A 15,995-nucleotide genomic window follows, 5' to 3' on the forward strand; every position below is an offset into this window, starting at 1 on the left:
GCCGATTCGCGCTTGTCATGCCCACCAGCGCACGTTCACGCATTTGCAACACATTTGTCACATAATCCCGGCAGGCACACTCCAGCCATAATGAGACCCATGCACAGGCCCCCGCTAAGCCAGGTTTTCCCCCCCGAGCATTTCATCAACCGGGAGCTGTCTCTTCTCCAGTTCCAGCGCCGGGTGCTGGCCCAGGCGGCCGATCACAGCGTTCCGCTGCTCGAGCGCTTGCGCTTCCTGTGCATCGTATCGAGCAATCTCGACGAATTCTTCGAAATCCGGGTATCCGGCATCAAGGAACAGATCCGCCTCGGCAGCCGTACCGCGGGCAATGACGGCCTGCTGCCGACCGAGTTGCTCGACCGCGTCAGTCTCGAGGTCCACAGCATCATCGCTCAGCAGTACGAACTGCTCAACGACGACATCCTGCCGGCGCTCGCAGCCGAAAGCATCGTGTTTCCGCGCCGGCCCCTGTGGACCGACGCCCAGCGTGCATGGGTGCGCGACTATTTCCTGCGCGAAGTGATCCCGGTCCTCACTCCGATCGGCCTCGATCCGGCGCATCCGTTTCCGCGCGTGCTCAACAAGAGCCTGAATTTCGCCGTCGAACTCGAAGGGCTCGACGCCTTCGGCCGCGATTCGGGCGCCGCGATCGTCCAGGCGCCACGCGCGTTGCCACGCGTGATCCGGCTGCCGCGCGAAATCTGCGAGCACGAATACAGCTTCGTCTTTCTGTCGTCGGTGCTGCACGCACACGTTGGCGAGCTGTTCTCCGGGATGCGCGTGCTGGGCTGCTACCAGTTCCGCGTCACGCGCAACTCGGACCTGTTCGTCGACGAAGAAGAAGTCAAGGACTTGCGCGTATCGCTGAAAGGCGAACTGCAGCAGCGCCACTTCGGCGACGCGGTGCGACTGGAAATTGCGGACAACTGCTCGGAAAAGATGGCGGCGTTCCTGCTGCAGCACTTCCGGCTCGGCCCCAAGGATCTCTACAGCATGCCGGGCATCGTCAACCTGGTGCGCCTGATGCAGGTGACGGACTGGGTGAACCGTCCCGACCTGAATTACCCGCCTTTCCTGCCGGGCCTGCCGAAAGCACTCGAAAAAGGCCGCGAGATCTTCGACGCGATCCGCAAGCAGGACGTGCTGCTGCACCATCCGTTCCAGAGCTTCACGCCGGTCATCGACCTGCTGCGGGCAGCAGCCGACGACCCGCAGGTGCTGGCGATCAAGATGACGGTGTATCGCACCGGGACCGATTCCGTGTTGATGGAACATCTCGTGCGCGCCGCGCAGAAAGGCAAGGAAGTCACAGTCGTGCTCGAACTGATGGCACGCTTCGACGAGGAGGCGAACATCAACTGGGCGAACCGGCTCGAGGAAGTCGGCGCGCATGTCGTCTATGGCGTGTTCGGCTACAAGACCCACGCGAAACTGCTGATGCTGGTGCGGCGGGAAGAAAACGGGTTGCGCCGCTATGTGCACATGGGCACCGGCAATTACCATCCGCGCACGACGCGCTTCTACACCGACTTCGGCCTGCTCACATGCAACGAGGAGATCGGCCAGGATGTCGCCGAAGTCTTCAAGCAGCTTACCGGGCTGGGCAAGGCGAGCACGCTGAAGCACCTGTGGCAGGCGCCGTTCGTGCTGCAGTCGAACGTCGTCGCGGCGATCAACGCCGAGGCCGAACTCGCGCGTGCGGGTCGCCGCGCCCACATCATGGTGAAGATGAATGCGCTGCTGGAACCGGAAACGATCGAGGCGCTCTATGCCGCCTCGCAGGCCGGCGTCGACATCGACCTGATCGTGCGTGGGCCGTGCGCGCTGCGCCCGGGCGTCGCCGGGCTGTCGGAGAACATCCACGTGCGCTCGGTCATCGGCCGCTTCCTCGAACACCATCGGATCTTCTATTTCCGCGCCGATGGCGAAGACCGGGTTTACCTGTCGAGCGCCGACTGGATGGACCGCAATTTCTTCGGTCGCATCGAGATCGCGTTTCCGGTGCTCGACCAGCGCCTGAAACGGCGCGTGATCAAGGAAGGCCTGCGCGCCTACCTCGGCGACAACTGCCAGGCCTGGGAGATGCTCGAAGACGGGCGCTATCGCCGCAAGACGCCGCGCAGCGTGCGCCGGGCGGCGCAGATGGTCCTGCTCACGGAACTGTCGGCGAGCCGCTGAAAGGCCGGCGGCAGCCCGGCGGCGCTCGAAAGTCCTGCCGGCCTTCGGCGGGCAAGCCCGGGCCTACTTGCGCTGCGCATCGATGACGTCGGGCACTTCGCGGATCAGCGTGATGGCGCGCTGCACCTGCGCGACGCCGCCGACCTCCATCGTGAAGCGCATGTACGCAGTCCCCTTCTTCGTCAGCGTATTGACCGCGATGACGTTGAGCTTTTCGCGCGACAGCACTTCGGAGATGTCGCGCAGCAAACCCTGGCGGTCGGCCGCCTGCACCGCGATGTCGACGGGAAACACCGACTGGCGGTTGTTGTACGCCTGCTCGCCCCAGTCCGCCTTGATCACCCGCTCCGGATGGCTGCCTGCGAGGCGCTGGAAATCGCGACAGTCAACGCGATGGATCGAGATGCCACGCCCGCGCGTGACGAACCCTTCGATCGCGTCCGGCGGCGCCGGCTTGCAGCAGCGTCCGAGCGAAGTCAGGAGTTTGCCGACGCCGACGATCAGGATCTTGTCGCTCGAATCGCCGGCGCGGCTCTGGCCGATCACCATTCCGGAATCGGCCGCCTCCGGCGCAGGTTCCCCGGTGTCGCGCAGCGCGAGATGGACCGCGCGCGGCCCGACTTCGCCACGACCGGCAGCGACGAACATCGACTCCGCATTCTTGAAGCCGAGCTTGCCGGCGATCTCGTCGATGTTGGCCTGGGATTGCCCTTCGCGCTGCATCTCCTTCGTCACGACGGCGCGCCCGCGCGCGAGCAACTCGTTCTCTTCGAGCTGATTGAAGTACTGCTTGATCTTGGTACGCGCGCGGCCCGTCGCCACATAGCCCTGCACGGGGTTGAGCCAGTCGCGCGACGGACCGCCCTCCTTCGCCGCGGTGATCTCGACTGTCTGACCGTTCTCGAGATGCGTGTTGAGCGGCACCAGGTGCCCGTCGACCTTGGCGCCGCGACAACGGTGGCCGAGATCGGTGTGCAGGCGGTACGCAAAATCGATCGGCGTCGCACCGCGCGGCAGATCGACGACTTTGCCCTGCGGCGTCAACACGTAGATCGCGTCGTCGAGCGAGGCACGCTTGAACTTCTCGACCCAGTCGGCGGAATCCGCGATCTCGTCGCGCCATGAGAGCAGGCTGCGCAGCAGCGCGATCTTCTCGTCGTAATCGCCGCCGTGCCCTTGGCCTTCCTTGTAGCGCCAGTGTGCCGCGACCCCGAGTTCAGCGTGCTTGTGCATGTCGTGCGTGCGGATCTGGACTTCCACCGCGCGACCATCACCGGCGAGCACCGCGGTGTGCAGCGACTGGTAGTTGTTGCCCTTCGGCTTCGTGATGTAGTCGTCGAACTCCTGGCCAATCGGCTGCCAGATCTGGTTCACGATGCCCAGGACCGTGTAACAGTCGCGCACGTTGCCGACCAGCACCCGCAACGCGCGGATGTCGTACACCTGCGAAAAATCGAGCCGCTTCGCGCGCATCTTGTTGTAAATGCTGTAGATGTGCTTCGGCCGCCCATACACCTCGGCCTTGATGCCGACCGCCGCGATCTCGCGCTTGAGCCGTTCGATCGCTTCCTGGATGAAGCTCTCACGCTCGACGCGGCGCTCGTCGAGCATCTTCGCGATCCGTTTGTACGTCTCCGGCTCAAGGAAGCGGAACGACAGGTCTTCGAGTTCCCACTTCAGCTGCCACACGCCGAGCCGGTTCGCCAGCGGAGCGTAGATGTCGAGGCTCTCGCGCGCAACGTCGGTGCGGATTTCACCTTTCTGTTCGGTGAAATAACGCAGCGTCTGCGTGCGAGATGCGAGCCGCAGCAAAACGACGCGGATGTCCTCGACCATCGCCAGCAGCATCTTGCGCAGCACTTCGGTCTGCGCGCGGATCTCGGGCGCGGTCGCGGTCGCCGTCATGCGTGTGAGCAGGCGCAGGCCGTTGAGCTTGCGCAAGCCCTCGACGAGGCGCGCGACCCCGTCGCCGAAGCGCGCCGTTACGGTCTCGATCGGGTCCTCGCCGTAGTCACCGACGGCGAACAGCAACGCGGCCACGCGCGTTTCGACGTCGAGTCGCAGCGACGCGGCGATCAGCGCCATCCCCATCGCATGGGTCCACACCGACTCGCCGGTGCCGAGCACGTGATTTTCGTAGGCGCCCCGGGCCAGTTCGAGGGCTTTTTCGATCAGTGCGCGATCGTCGGCGCCCAGACCGTCGGCGAGCAGCTCGACCGGCGGAACGGCGTCGTTCTGTGAAATGGCATGCGTGACGGAGACCATGGGCGGATTATCCCATACCCGGGCTGTCATCTCCGCCCGCTGCGGACGATTCCGCGCTGTGCCATCATCACCGGCCTGCCACGGAAAACAGGACCAATGAAAAAACGCTTCGCCAACCCCTACCTGCTGTTGACGCTGGCCTCGCTGTTCTGGGCGGGCAACATGGTGATCGGGCGCGGCCTGCGCGAAGCCGTTCCGCCAATGACCCTCGCATTCTGGCGCTGGACGATCGCATTCGCGCTGACGCTGCCGTTCGCGCTGCCCCATTTGCGCGCGCAATGGCCCCGCATGAAGACGCACTGGCGCGCCATCGTCGTGCTCGGCTTCATCGGCGTCGGCTGCTACAACACCTTCGCGTACATCGCGCTGCAATACACGACTGCAACCAGCGCGACGCTGCTCAATTCCTTCACCCCGGTAGCGACGATCGCGCTGGCGTTCCTGCTCCTCGGCAAGCGGCTGACACGCCTGGAAGCGGCCGGCGTCGTCGTGTCGCTCGTCGGCGTGATGATCATCGTCGCGCGCGGCAGCCTGGCGACACTGCTCGGTTTCAGCCTCAACACCGGCGACCTGTGGATGCTGCTCGCGGTGCTGACCTGGGGCATCTACACAGTCGGCCTGCAATGGCGGCCGGCCGGCATCGAGCCGATGCTGCTGCTCGCCGCCTTCACCGCCGTCGGCGTCGCAGGGCTCGCGCCACTGTACGCGTGGGAGATTGCCAGTGGGACGCTCATCGATCCGTCCCCGGCGACGTTCGCAGGCATTCTCTACATCGGCATCTTCCCCGGCTTTCTCGGCTACGTGTTCTTCAACGCCGGCGTTGCGGCGGTCGGGCCGAGCCGCGCATCCCTGTTCATCCACCTGATGCCTGTGTTCACTGCCCTGCTCGCGGCGATCTTTCTCGGCGAACGCCCGCAGCCGTTCCACTTTGCCGGTATCGCGCTGGTTTTCGCCGGCATTTTCCTGACGACGCGCAAACCCGCCGGCTGAACGCGATGCTGAATTTCCTGCGCAAATGGCGGAAGGCACGCCGCCTGGCTGCGATACGGGTGCCGGACGCGTTATGGACCAGCGTCGAGACGAAGCTGCCGTTTCTCGACTATCTCGAATCGACCGACCGCGAGCGCCTGCGGCAACTCGCACGCGAGTTCCTCGCGGAAAAGCAGTTCCACGGCGCGCACGGCATGGCGCTCACCGACCAGATGATGCTCACGATCGCCCTCCAGGCCTGCCTGCCGATCCTTTGCGTTGGCCTGGATGCGTACCGCGGCTGGGTCGGGGTCATCGTCTACCCTGGCGATTTCGTGATTCCGCGACATGAAACGGACGACGCCGGCGTCGTGCACGAATACGACGACGAAGTCCTCGGAGAAGCGTGGGAAGGGGGCCCGGTGCTGGTATCGTGGCATCGCGAAGGCGAAGGGCCGGAAGGGGTAAACGTCGTCATCCACGAGTTCGCCCACAAACTGGACATGCAGAACGGCGATGTCGACGGCTTGCCATTGTTGCCGCAGGGCATGAGCAGAGCGGCCTGGGCCAAGGTGTTCACCGACGCCTACCAGCGTTTTTGCGAACAGGTCGACGCCGGCGAGGAAACGCTGCTCGACCCGTACGGCGCCGACAGTCCAGGCGAGTTTTTCGCCGTGGCTTCCGAGGCATTCTTCGAGACACCCTGCCTTTTCGAACAGGAACTTCCCCGCGTATACGAGCAGCTGTCGCGCTTCTACAGGCTGGACCTCGCCGCCGGCGAACGCCGCGTCCGCGACAAAAGGCGGTGCCATGACGGCCGCCCACTACGCACCTTTGGATCATGAACGCCGCCAAGCGTCGGCTCATCGTCTACCGCGCCCAAGCGAGCGACCGGTGTGGCGATGGAGCATTCCGACCCGCGAGTTGCAGAAGCAACCTGATGCCAAATAAATAAATCCTGGGGAATAGAGCTCTTCCGGAGCAGGCGTCATTGGCAGGCCCGGAGTGGTCGGTTGACGTTCACGGCAAAATGAGTTTGCCACGTATCTGGCGTCCGTCTAAGCTGCAAGAGCCACAATCGGCAGACCACCCGATCTATCTCTCGGAGGACGATTCATGGTTATAACCTGGATACTGGTTGCCAATGCCAGCCTGGCGAAGCTCTATGCAAACCTCGGTCCGAACAAGGGACTCACACTGGTGAAGGAACTGATCCATCCGGAAAGCAGACGGAAAAATTCCGAACTTGTAACCGACCGTCCCGGCACCATGGCGTCGGTCGGCAACGGGCAAGGTTCAGCGCAGCCTCAGACTCTCCCCAAAACCCACGAAGCAAAGCTGTTCGCGCAACAGATTGCGCAGGAACTGTACCTCGGGCGAGCCAAGAACGAGTTCAGCCGCGCAATCGTGTTCGCACCGCCTGCCTTCATGGGCATGCTCAACGCGGTGCTGGACACACCGACAGCGCAGCTGATCACCGATCGTTTTGAAAAGGATTACACGAAGGAATCCGAGCCCGTACTGCGTGAGCGGCTGGGGGCATGCCTGTTCCTTTGAATTCCTGACTTTTCGAAAGCCTGATTCTTCGAACGTCTCTGTCCAGGAGACGATGAGGTCGCAGCATGCGTGACCTCGAAGAGCTGCGGGGCGCCAGGCGCCCCGCATTCATTCGGCTCGAACGCAGGCGCTCAATGCCGCCAGTAATGTTCGCCGAACCGGATGTGTTTCGCCTCTTCCATCATCGTCATGAAATCCTCGCAGCTCATCTGGATCAGCTTCTCGTGATCGCCGCCCTCGAAGTAGATCTCCGGCTGTTCGGCCAAGGCGTCGTCGACGACCATCCGCATGCCATACGCGATGCCGGCGGGCGGGACCGCGCCGGGTTCGCAGTCGGCGAACAGGGCGGACAACTCGTCCTCGGACGCCAGGCGCAAGTTGCTCTGCATCGCCTTGCTGAGCCAGCCGAGTTGCACGTGCTGGGTGGACGGCAACACCGCCATCAGGAAGCCGTCGTCGTCTTCGAGCACGACCGATTTCGCCAGGCAGTTACCCGGCACCCGCGCCAGTTGCGCGGTCTCCATGCTGTTGTGGGAATGCGGATGCGTCAGGACGTCGTACCGCAAGCCGTGTTCGCTCATGTATTCCTGGAGTTTTGATGCGATTGCCATGACGATCCTCCTGGATCGGGATTCGGGCGGCTGGTCCGCCCGCCTCCTCGACCTTTCATTCCGACACTTCATTTTAGGACGCAACACGGCATCCTGCACTGCGGGCAGGCCGCCCGCGCGGTTACCGGGCGGAGTCGCGCCGCAGGATCGGGATTCGCAAGACGTTTGCAGGTTTCCAAAGCGTGGGAGGTTCGCAATGGCTCTTTGTTTCTACTACGGCGCCGGTTCGCCTTATGCTTGGCGCGTCTGGCTGGCACTCGAACACAAGCATCTGCGGTACGAACTCAAGGCGTTGTCGTTCGATGCCGGAGACCTGAAAAAACCCGAATACACGGCGATCAACCCGCGGCAGAAAGTGCCGGCAATCGTCGATGACGGGCTCGCTCTCTATGAATCGGCAGCGATCCTCGAATACCTCGACGAACGCTACGACGAAACGCCGCTGCTGTTTCCGGGCGATATCCGGCAACGCGCGCTGATCCGCCGCATGGTCCGTGAGGCCGACCAGTATCTGGCGAATCCCTTGGAAGAGCTCGTCGCGAACGTGCTCTACACGCCGAAAGCGGAATGGCAGCAGGAAACGATCGCGCGCTCGCGCGACGCCTTCACACGCGAACTCGGCCTGTGGGAAACGATGATCGCGGGCGACACGCTGGCAGGCGAGCTCTCCGCGGCGGACTTCACGCTCTACCCGTTGATCGCGCTGGCGCTGCGAATCGAGAAGAGGAAGCCGGACGTGGAAATTGGCGCGCGCATCGGCCCCCGGCTTGCAGCGTGGATGAAGCGGGTCGAAGCGCTGTCCTACTTCGCTCGCACCTGGCCGGCTCACTGGACCTGAAGCGGTCGCAGGAGCAGCGTCAGCCGCTTTTCCCGGCGCCCCGGCTGTCTGCACCTTCGCCCCCGCCCTTCCCCGCTCGCCATTCCCTGAGCGTCCGATAATGCGCGCCGGTGCTGGTCTGCACGGACTCGACGAGCACGAAGCCGTCGACAGGCCAGTCGATCGGGTCCACGCAGCGTGTCGAAACCTGCGTATGCGCCTTGCGCAGCAGCGTCACGTGCGGCGCGAACGGGCGCCGCTCGACGGCAAAATCGGCCGCTTCGAGCGCGCCGTTGAGTCGCTCGACGAGTCCGGCCAGCGGCGCGGGACAGCTCTGCGCGCCGGCCCAGACGATGCGGTTGTGGCGCCAGCTCCCGAGGAGGTCCAGGCGCAGCGTGAACGAGGTCGCCTCGCGGTCGTTCCGTACCTCGTTCCCGACCGCGATCAACTCGGCGAGGCGCTGCGGCGACACGTCGCCGATGAACGCGAGCGTCAGGTGCAGCGTCTCGCATCGCGTCCGGCGCCCGCCGCATTCCGCGTGCGCTTCGGCGCCCAGTTCATCCAGGCGCTTCGCGACGCGGGCGTCCGGCCACAGCGCGAAGAACACGCGCGAAGGTTTTCCCGGCGCCGCGGGATCAGGTTTCATCGCCATGTCGCATCAGCAGCGCGACGACCTGGGCCGCGATGCCTTCGCCGCGGCCAGTGAAACCGAGCTTTTCGGTCGTCTTGCCCTTGATATTGACTGCCGCCGCGTCGATGCCCAAGTCGGCGGCGATGTTCGCGACCATCGCCGGCGCATGAGGAAGAATGCGGGGCGCGCGACAGATCACCGTCGCATCGACGTTCACGACGCCGAAGCCCGCCGCTCGCACGGCCGCAAATGCTTCGCGCAGCAGTACGCGGCTGTCGGCGCCCGCGTGGGCTGCGTCGGTGTCGGGAAAGAGTCGCCCGATGTCGCCGAGGCCGGCGGCGCCGAGCAGCGCGTCGGTCAGCGCGTGCAGCAGGACGTCGGCGTCCGAATGCCCGAGCAGGCCGCGCTCGAACGGAATGTGTACGCCGCCGACGATCAGCGCGCGCCCCGGCACCAGCGCGTGCACGTCGAACCCCTGGCCGATACGGAATGGAGCTTTCACTTCAGCTTCCCCGATTTGTGAGGATCCACTCGGCCAAGTGCAGATCGAGCGGATAAGTGACTTTCAGGTTCGTCGCGTCGCTCTCGACGAGTCTCGGATGCAAGCCTGCAGCCTCGATCGCGCTGGCCTCGTCCGTGGCATTTGTCGCCGCTTCCAGTGCGCGGCGCAGCATCACATGGCGGAACATCTGCGGCGTCTGCGCCTGCCACAGGTTTTCACGCGGCACGGTGGCGAGGACCTGACGGTGCTCGTCAGCGCGCTTCAGTGTATCGGCGACCGGCACGGCGAGCAGGCCGCCGACCTCGTCGCGCGCGAGCTCCCGGGCCAGCTTCTCGATGTGCCACGGCGCAAGGCACGGGCGCGCGGCGTCGTGCACCAGCACCCAGTCCGATGGCTCGATCTCGTCGGCCACCGCGCGCAGCCCTGCAAGCACGCTGTCGGCCCGCGTCCCGCCGCCGCAAAAAAGCGGCACCAGCTTCGGGCCGAGCACGGACCAGTCGTGACGGCGCCACTCGGCGTCCTCGACCGAAAGCACGACGAACACCTTGTCGACGTCCGGCGCCGCGCACAGCACGGCGAGCGAATGGAAGATCAGCGGCTTGCCGAGCAGCGGAAGATACTGCTTCGGCCGGGACGTTGCCATGCGGCTGCCGCTGCCGGCCGCCGGGACGATTGCGAAATGACGGGGCTGAAAGTTCTGCATGGCGCGGATTCTACCCGCGCGATGCCGGCTCCCGCCAAGACGACCTGTCGCGCGGTGCCGGCGCCGCCGTCATTTCTGCGACAGCCGCTTCACGCCGGCGACGAAGCGCGACAACGTGTCCGAAAGCACGCCACGCGGGATGATCGCCTCGATCAACTGGAAACGCCCCCGCGTTGCCAGCGCATGGTCGAGCGCCGCCTTCAGTTCCGCGCGCGTGCCGACCCGCGCCCCGTCGCCGCCGAGCCCGTCTGCCATCGCCGCGAAACGCCAGTCGTCGAGGTTGTTGAAGGCCGATTCCGGCTGGAAAGTGCGCAGCATCTCCCAAGAGGAATTGTTGAACACGATCACGATCGGATCCCAGCCGTAGCGGCGGCAGTTGCCGAGTTCCCAGCCGGTCATCTGGAACGCGCCGTCGCCGACGAGGATCAGCGGCCGGACCCCGGAGGCCGCCTGCAGCCCGAGGCCGGCGGGGACGCCAAATCCCATCGTTGCGTAATAGCCCGGCGCGACGAGCGCAGTCGGCTCGATGTCCATCGCAGTGAACAGGCAGTCCCCGACGTCGGCCGCGATCGGCATCCGGCCGTGGGTGTCCATCAGGTCGTTGATCGCCAGCGCGATGTCGTTCGGCGTGATCGACGCGTCGTCGGCCTGCAGCCCGCGCGGATAGTGCGGCGGATCAAAACGCATCGCGGGCGCAATCTTCTTGTCGAGGCGTTCGAGCAGCGCGTCGACGAGCGCCGCGAGCGGCACTTCCGGATAGGTGTGGTATCCGAGGGTGACTCGACGGTCGAGCGCCTGGATCGTCTTGCGCAGGTCGATCTGCTTCGACGACACACCGAAATTCGTGTCCGAGATGATGACCCCGAGCAGCAACAGCGCATCCGACTGCTCCACGAGATCGGTCACTTGCTGCTGTCCGGCGACGCCGAGGTAGGTGCCGACGAGCGGCGCATCCGTGCCGGCGAGCAGCCCGCGGCCGAGGATGCTGGTCACGACCGGCACTCCGAGCCGTCGTGCGAGCTCCGCCGCCTTGGCTTCGAGGCCGAAGCGGCGCACTTCGACCCCTACCATCAGCACCGGCGACGCGGCGCTGCGCAGGCGAACGAGAATCTCGTCCACGCATGCCGACAGCACTTCACGATCCGACGCGGGAGGCACGAGCGGGATCACCGGTTCGCACGGCACGCCGACCATGTCGCGCGGCAGCTCGATGTAGACCGGCCGCGACTCACGCAGGCAGCTCGCCAGCACACGTGCGATTTCGCGCGGAGCGCTGCGCGCATCGGTCAGGCGCGCTTGGTCGCAGGTGATCTCGCGGTAGATCTCGAACTGCGAATCCAGCGTCTTGGCCTGATGATGAAGCAGCAGCCCGGAATGCGACTCGCCCGCGCCGGGTGCGCCGGAAATGACGACGACAGGCGATTTTTCCGCATACGCGCCGGCGACCGGGTTCACCATGTTCAGCGCCCCCGCACCGTAGGTCACCGCGGCGACGCCGAGGCAGCAGCGATAGCGGGCCGTCGCATCCGCCGCGAATCCAACGCCCGGCTCGTGGCTGAGCGTGTGCAGCGGCAGGATTCCCGACTCTTCGATGATCTTGAAGAAAGGCAGCGCGAAGTCGCCGGGAATGCCGAATATCTCGCGTGCGCCATGATCGCGCAGCGCGGTGAGCAGGGCCTGTGACAGGTTCATGGCAGTCATCCGTATCGGGTGGGAGACGCCAGAATACGCGCGCTTGCCGAGCATGAAATTTCGTTTTTCGTGGCTTTCGCGCAACTTCGTGTCGCGCCGCCACGCGACGCCTCTCAGCGGAACCGCTTGCTCCAGTAGTTCGCGACGTCCAGCATCCGGTTCGCGTAGCCCCATTCGTTGTCGAACCACAGCAGCAGATTCGCGAAGCGCGGGCCGTTGATGCGCGTCTGGCTGCCATCGACGATGACCGAGTGCGGATTGTGGCTGAAGTCGATCGACGCGTGCGGATCGACGGAATAGGCGATAAGGCCCGGCTGCGCCGCTGCGGCTTCCGAGAGAAGCAGGTTGATTTCCCGCGCGGTCGCGTCGCAGCCGAGTTCGACGACGACGTCGATCGCCGAGACGTTGAGGATCGGCACACGGATCGCCTTGGCCTGTACCCGTCCTGCCAGTTGCGGCAGGAAGCGCTCGACGCCCTGGGCGAGTCCCGTTCCGACCGGGATCATCGACTGCATCGCCGAACGCGTGCGCCGCAGATCCGAATGGTGATAACCGTCGATGAGCGGCTGGTCGTTCATCACCGAATGCAGCGTCGTCAGGAAAACATGGCCGATACCGAACGCGCGGTGCAACTGGTCGAGGACGGGGACGACCGCGTTCGTCGTGCAGGAGGCGTTGGACACGATACGCTGATCTCTGCCGAGCTCGCCGTGGTTGATGCCATAAACCACCGTGAGATCGACGTCCTGCGCGCTGCGTCCGGGCTGCGAGATCAGCAGCCGTTCGCATCCGGCTTCGACGAAGCGATCGAAATCCTGGCGTTGCGTGTAGCAACCCGAGCATTCGATCAGCAGGTCGACGCCTATCCCCTTCCAGTCGACCTCCTCGGGCACACAGGCATGCGTGACGCCGATTTTGCGTCCATCGACGATCAGGCAATCGGCTCCGATTTCGATTTTTCCCGGGAAAACGCCGTGCGTGGAATCAAAGCGCGACAGGTAGGCAATGGTCGCGAGGTCGGCCGGCTCGTTGATCGACACGATCTGCAGCGTGTTCTTCAGCGGCGACTCGTACAGCGCGCGCAGGAAACAACGGCCGATGCGGCCATACCCGTTGATCGCGATACGCAGCGAACTGCTCATTTCGCGTCTCTCGCCTGCCAAAAAAATGAATCCACCCCTGCTCCGTTATGTCTGCTGAATTACTGCGAACCGGCGAGGCCGGCGCCCAAACCGGCAGAATACACGGAACGATTCAGCCACGACATGTCGCCGACCCTGCCGCACGGCCCGCCGTTTGACCGTCCGCGCGAATCGAATAGAGTAACGAACCAGTCGGCATGCACTATCACGAAGACCTTCAAGAACAACCGGGAGTGACGGCATGCCTTTCTCGAAGCCTTTCGACGCGGCACAGATTCAGGCTTTCCTGATCGCGATCGGGATCGGGCTGCTGATCGGCCTGGAGCGCGAGCGTGTCGCTTCGGCCCGCGCCGGGCTGCGCACGTTCGGACTGGTCGGCCTGCTCGGCGCGCTGATCGGCATGCTCGGCGAGCATTTCGACAGCGTTGCGCCATTCGTGTTCGGCCTTGCGATCCTCGGGGTCATGATCATTGCCGCCTATCTTCGCCATCCCGACGCGACCGACCCGGGCACCACGTCGGTCGCGGCCCTGCTGCTGTGCTACTGCCTCGGTACGGCAGTGTGGCTCGGCCATGCGACGGTTGCGGTGATGCTCGCAGTGGCGACGACGATCCTGCTGTATTTCAAGACCGAGCTGCGCGGCATGGCCACCCGGCTCGAATCGAAGGACTGGATCTCGATCATCCAGTTCAGCGTGCTCTCGCTCGTGATCCTGCCGATCCTCCCGGACCGCCCCATCGATCCCCAGGGCGCAGTCAGCCCTCGCCAGGTCTGGTGGATGGTGGTGCTGATATCAGGTCTGAGTTTCGCCGGCTACGCGATCCTCCGGCTTGTCGGCGCGCGCTACGGAGCGGCGCTGGTCGGCATCGCCGGAGGCCTCGCGTCGAGCACCGCCACGACGCTGATCCATGCCCGCGACAGTCGCGTCACGCCGTCCTCGACTCCAGTGGCAGCGCTGGTGATCATCCTCGCGAACATCGTCATGATGATCCGGATCGCGCTGATCGCTGCAGTCGTCGCACCCGGGCTCCTCGCCAAGCTCGCGATCGTGATCCTGCCGGCGCTGGTGCTCGGCCTGGGAACGCTGATCTGGTATTGGCGGATTCCGGCCGGCAGCGAGGCCGTGCTCCCGCAAACGCGCAACCCCACCGAGTTGCGCGCGGCGCTCGGCTTCGGGGCGCTGTACGGAGTCATTCTGTTCGTTTCGGCGTGGCTGTCCGACATCGTCGGCGCCCAGGGCCTGTACGCGCTCGCCGCCGTGTCGGGCCTCGCCGACATGGACGCGATCGCGTTGTCGAGCATGCGTCTGTTTTTCCTCGAGAGACTCTCCGCCGACGCGGCCGTGATCGCGATCGGCGTGGCGATGATGGCCAATCTCGGCTTCAAGACAGTGCTCGCCGTCGTCCTCGGCGGACGCGAGCTGGGCAAGAGGATTTTCCGCGGCATGAGTGCAATCGGGCTCGGCCTCGCCGCCGGCACGGCCTGGCACGCGCTATCCGGCAGCGGCCTATAATTGCAGCACCTTCCCGTGCTCGCACTCCAACGAGGAATTCCATGGCCACTGCTTCGATTCGGCCGGCCGCGGTTGCCGGCTACTTTTATCCGGACGATCCCTACGCATTGCGCGCCCAGATCGGAGAAATGCTGGCGGCTGCGGTGCCGCTCGAAACGGTGTCCGCACCGAAAGCCCTCATCGTGCCGCACGCGGGCTACGTCTATTCGGGCCCCGTCGCAGCATCGGCATACGCAAATCTGGCCGGGTTGCGCGACGTGGTGCGGCGCGTCGTGCTCCTGGGTCCTGCGCATCGCATGGCGGTCAGGGGGTTCGCCCTGCCGGCGGCGCAATTCTTCTCCACGCCGCTCGGGCAGGTCCCGATGAGTCGCGGCGGCTGGGAGACGCTCCAGGCGCGGCCGGATGTCGTCGTCGACGATCGCCCGCACGCCGCCGAACACAGTCTCGAAGTCCAGCTGCCTTTCCTGCAGATGGCGCTCGACACCTTCGAACTGGTTCCGCTGCTCGTCGGGAACGCCAGCGCCGAAGCGGTAGCGGAGATCCTCGAAACGCTGTGGGGCGGCCCCGAGACGCTGATCGTCATCAGCTCCGACCTCTCGCATTACCACTCGTACGGCCAGGCACAAAGCTGCGACCGCGCCACGGTCGGCCAGATCCTGACGCTTCGCACCGGAATCGAACACGATCAGGCCTGCGGGGCGACGCCGGTCAACGGATTGCTGCGTGCCGCGGCACAACACGGCCTGGAGCCGCACCTGCTCGACCTGCGCAACTCGGGCGATACCGCAGGCGACCGTTCCCGCGTCGTCGGCTACGCCAGCATTGCATTCTCGGAGTCTCGCACCGATGCCCGCGCTGCCCGACACTGAGCTTGGCCTGACGCTGCTCGCCCATGCGCGCCGCGCGCTCGAACGTCACCTCAGGCTCACCGACGACCCGTTCGTGGATGACGAGCGCCTCGCGCAGCGCGCCGCCACTTTCGTGACCCTCAAGCTCCACGACGAATTACGCGGCTGCATCGGCAGCCTGCGCCCGCAACGTGCTCTCGGCGAAGACGTCGCCCTCAACGCCGTGGCCGCAGCGACACGCGACACGCGCTTCCTCCCGGTCGCCGCGGACGAATTGAACGCCATCCGGATCGAAGTGTCTCTGCTATCGGAACCGCAGTTCCTCGAGTTCGCCGACGAAGTCGATCTGCTGCGCCAGTTGCGCCCCGGCATCGACGGGCTGATTCTTTCCGGCAGTTGCCGCAGCGCGACTTTCCTGCCGCAAGTGTGGGAACAGCTGTCGGAACCGCGCGAGTTCGTCGCAGCGCTCAAACGCAAAGCCGGACTGAGGCCGGATCACCCCATCGGCACCCTTCTGGCCGCAACCTACACCGTATGCAAGTGGCGTGAGTGATCCGATCGGCC

15 protein-coding genes are annotated in these 15,995 nt (G+C 65.0%); 8 read left to right on the forward strand and 7 right to left on the reverse strand.

Annotation, left to right across the window (positions count from 1 at the left end):
- Window positions 1-99 precede the first annotated feature (99 nt).
- Entirely contained in the window at window positions 100-2,181 is a 2,082-nt protein-coding gene (gene ppk1, locus EBN1_RS18495; protein WP_041646588.1) for a polyphosphate kinase 1, read from the forward strand.
- A 63-nt stretch (window positions 2,182-2,244) separates the two neighbouring features.
- On the opposite strand, the gene EBN1_RS18500 is transcribed toward ppk1, so the two are convergent.
- The gene (locus EBN1_RS18500; RefSeq protein ID WP_011239509.1) at window positions 2,245-4,446 is read right to left on the reverse strand and encodes a RelA/SpoT family protein; all 2,202 of its coding nucleotides are present in this window, start codon (window positions 4,444-4,446) and stop codon (window positions 2,245-2,247) included.
- Window positions 4,447-4,542: 96 nt separating this feature from the next.
- Between EBN1_RS18500 and EBN1_RS18505 the strand changes: the two genes are divergently transcribed.
- The 3 genes from EBN1_RS18505 to EBN1_RS18515 all read left to right on the forward strand — a co-directional run bounded on the left by EBN1_RS18505 (window position 4,543) and on the right by EBN1_RS18515 (window position 6,972).
- Window positions 4,543-5,436 (forward strand): DMT family transporter, encoded by an 894-nt coding sequence (locus EBN1_RS18505; protein ID WP_011239510.1) that lies wholly within the window; start codon window positions 4,543-4,545, stop codon window positions 5,434-5,436.
- Between the two features lie 5 nt (window positions 5,437-5,441).
- On the forward strand, window positions 5,442-6,260 hold the full coding sequence (locus EBN1_RS18510) for a M90 family metallopeptidase (RefSeq protein ID WP_011239511.1): 819 nt from the start codon (window positions 5,442-5,444) through the stop codon (window positions 6,258-6,260).
- Window positions 6,261-6,531: 271 nt separating this feature from the next.
- Window positions 6,532-6,972 (forward strand): host attachment protein, encoded by a 441-nt coding sequence (locus EBN1_RS18515; RefSeq protein ID WP_011239513.1) that lies wholly within the window; start codon window positions 6,532-6,534, stop codon window positions 6,970-6,972.
- Window positions 6,973-7,103: 131 nt separating this feature from the next.
- On the opposite strand, the gene EBN1_RS18520 is transcribed toward EBN1_RS18515, so the two are convergent.
- Window positions 7,104-7,583, reverse strand: coding sequence for an aminoacyl-tRNA deacylase (locus EBN1_RS18520; protein ID WP_011239514.1), 480 nt, complete (start codon window positions 7,581-7,583; stop codon window positions 7,104-7,106).
- Window positions 7,584-7,779: 196 nt separating this feature from the next.
- Here EBN1_RS18520 and EBN1_RS18525 point away from each other — a divergent pair, with 196 nt between their 5' ends.
- Window positions 7,780-8,421, forward strand: a complete 642-nt coding sequence (locus tag EBN1_RS18525) for a glutathione S-transferase family protein (RefSeq protein ID WP_011239515.1) — start codon at window positions 7,780-7,782, stop codon at window positions 8,419-8,421.
- 19 nt (window positions 8,422-8,440) lie between these two features.
- On the opposite strand, the gene thpR is transcribed toward EBN1_RS18525, so the two are convergent.
- The 5 genes from thpR to EBN1_RS18550 all read right to left on the reverse strand — a co-directional run bounded on the left by thpR (window position 8,441) and on the right by EBN1_RS18550 (window position 13,070).
- A complete protein-coding gene (gene thpR / locus EBN1_RS18530) occupies window positions 8,441-9,046 on the reverse strand; it encodes an RNA 2',3'-cyclic phosphodiesterase (protein WP_011239516.1) in 606 nt (201 codons plus the stop codon).
- A complete protein-coding gene (gene ispF / locus EBN1_RS18535; protein ID WP_011239517.1) occupies window positions 9,036-9,533 on the reverse strand; it encodes a 2-C-methyl-D-erythritol 2,4-cyclodiphosphate synthase in 498 nt (165 codons plus the stop codon). The genes thpR and ispF overlap by 11 nt, the downstream gene beginning before the upstream one ends.
- Window position 9,534: 1 nt before the next feature.
- Entirely contained in the window at window positions 9,535-10,236 is a 702-nt protein-coding gene (ispD, locus tag EBN1_RS18540) for a 2-C-methyl-D-erythritol 4-phosphate cytidylyltransferase (protein ID WP_011239518.1), read from the reverse strand.
- 69 nt (window positions 10,237-10,305) lie between these two features.
- A complete protein-coding gene (gene ipdC / locus EBN1_RS18545; protein ID WP_011239519.1) occupies window positions 10,306-11,928 on the reverse strand; it encodes an indolepyruvate/phenylpyruvate decarboxylase in 1,623 nt (540 codons plus the stop codon).
- A gap of 113 nt (window positions 11,929-12,041) precedes the next feature.
- Window positions 12,042-13,070 carry a type I glyceraldehyde-3-phosphate dehydrogenase gene (locus tag EBN1_RS18550; protein WP_011239520.1) on the reverse strand — a complete coding sequence of 343 codons (1,029 nt, stop codon included), beginning with the start codon at window positions 13,068-13,070 and terminating at the stop codon, window positions 12,042-12,044.
- A gap of 241 nt (window positions 13,071-13,311) precedes the next feature.
- Here EBN1_RS18550 and EBN1_RS18555 point away from each other — a divergent pair, with 241 nt between their 5' ends.
- The 3 genes from EBN1_RS18555 to amrA are packed head-to-tail and all read left to right on the forward strand — an operon-like array spanning window position 13,312 to window position 15,984.
- Window positions 13,312-14,583 (forward strand): MgtC/SapB family protein, encoded by a 1,272-nt coding sequence (locus tag EBN1_RS18555; protein WP_011239521.1) that lies wholly within the window; start codon window positions 13,312-13,314, stop codon window positions 14,581-14,583.
- A gap of 41 nt (window positions 14,584-14,624) precedes the next feature.
- Window positions 14,625-15,452, forward strand: a complete 828-nt coding sequence (gene amrB / locus EBN1_RS18560; protein WP_011239522.1) for an AmmeMemoRadiSam system protein B — start codon at window positions 14,625-14,627, stop codon at window positions 15,450-15,452.
- Window positions 15,430-15,984, forward strand: a complete 555-nt coding sequence (gene amrA / locus EBN1_RS18565) for an AmmeMemoRadiSam system protein A (protein WP_011239523.1) — start codon at window positions 15,430-15,432, stop codon at window positions 15,982-15,984. Before amrB ends, amrA begins: the two co-directional genes overlap by 23 nt.
- The last annotated feature ends 11 nt before the right edge of the window (window positions 15,985-15,995 follow it).

The sequence above is a fragment of the Aromatoleum aromaticum EbN1 genome, assembly GCF_000025965.1.
GTDB classification, from domain to species: domain Bacteria; phylum Pseudomonadota; class Gammaproteobacteria; order Burkholderiales; family Rhodocyclaceae; genus Aromatoleum; species Aromatoleum aromaticum.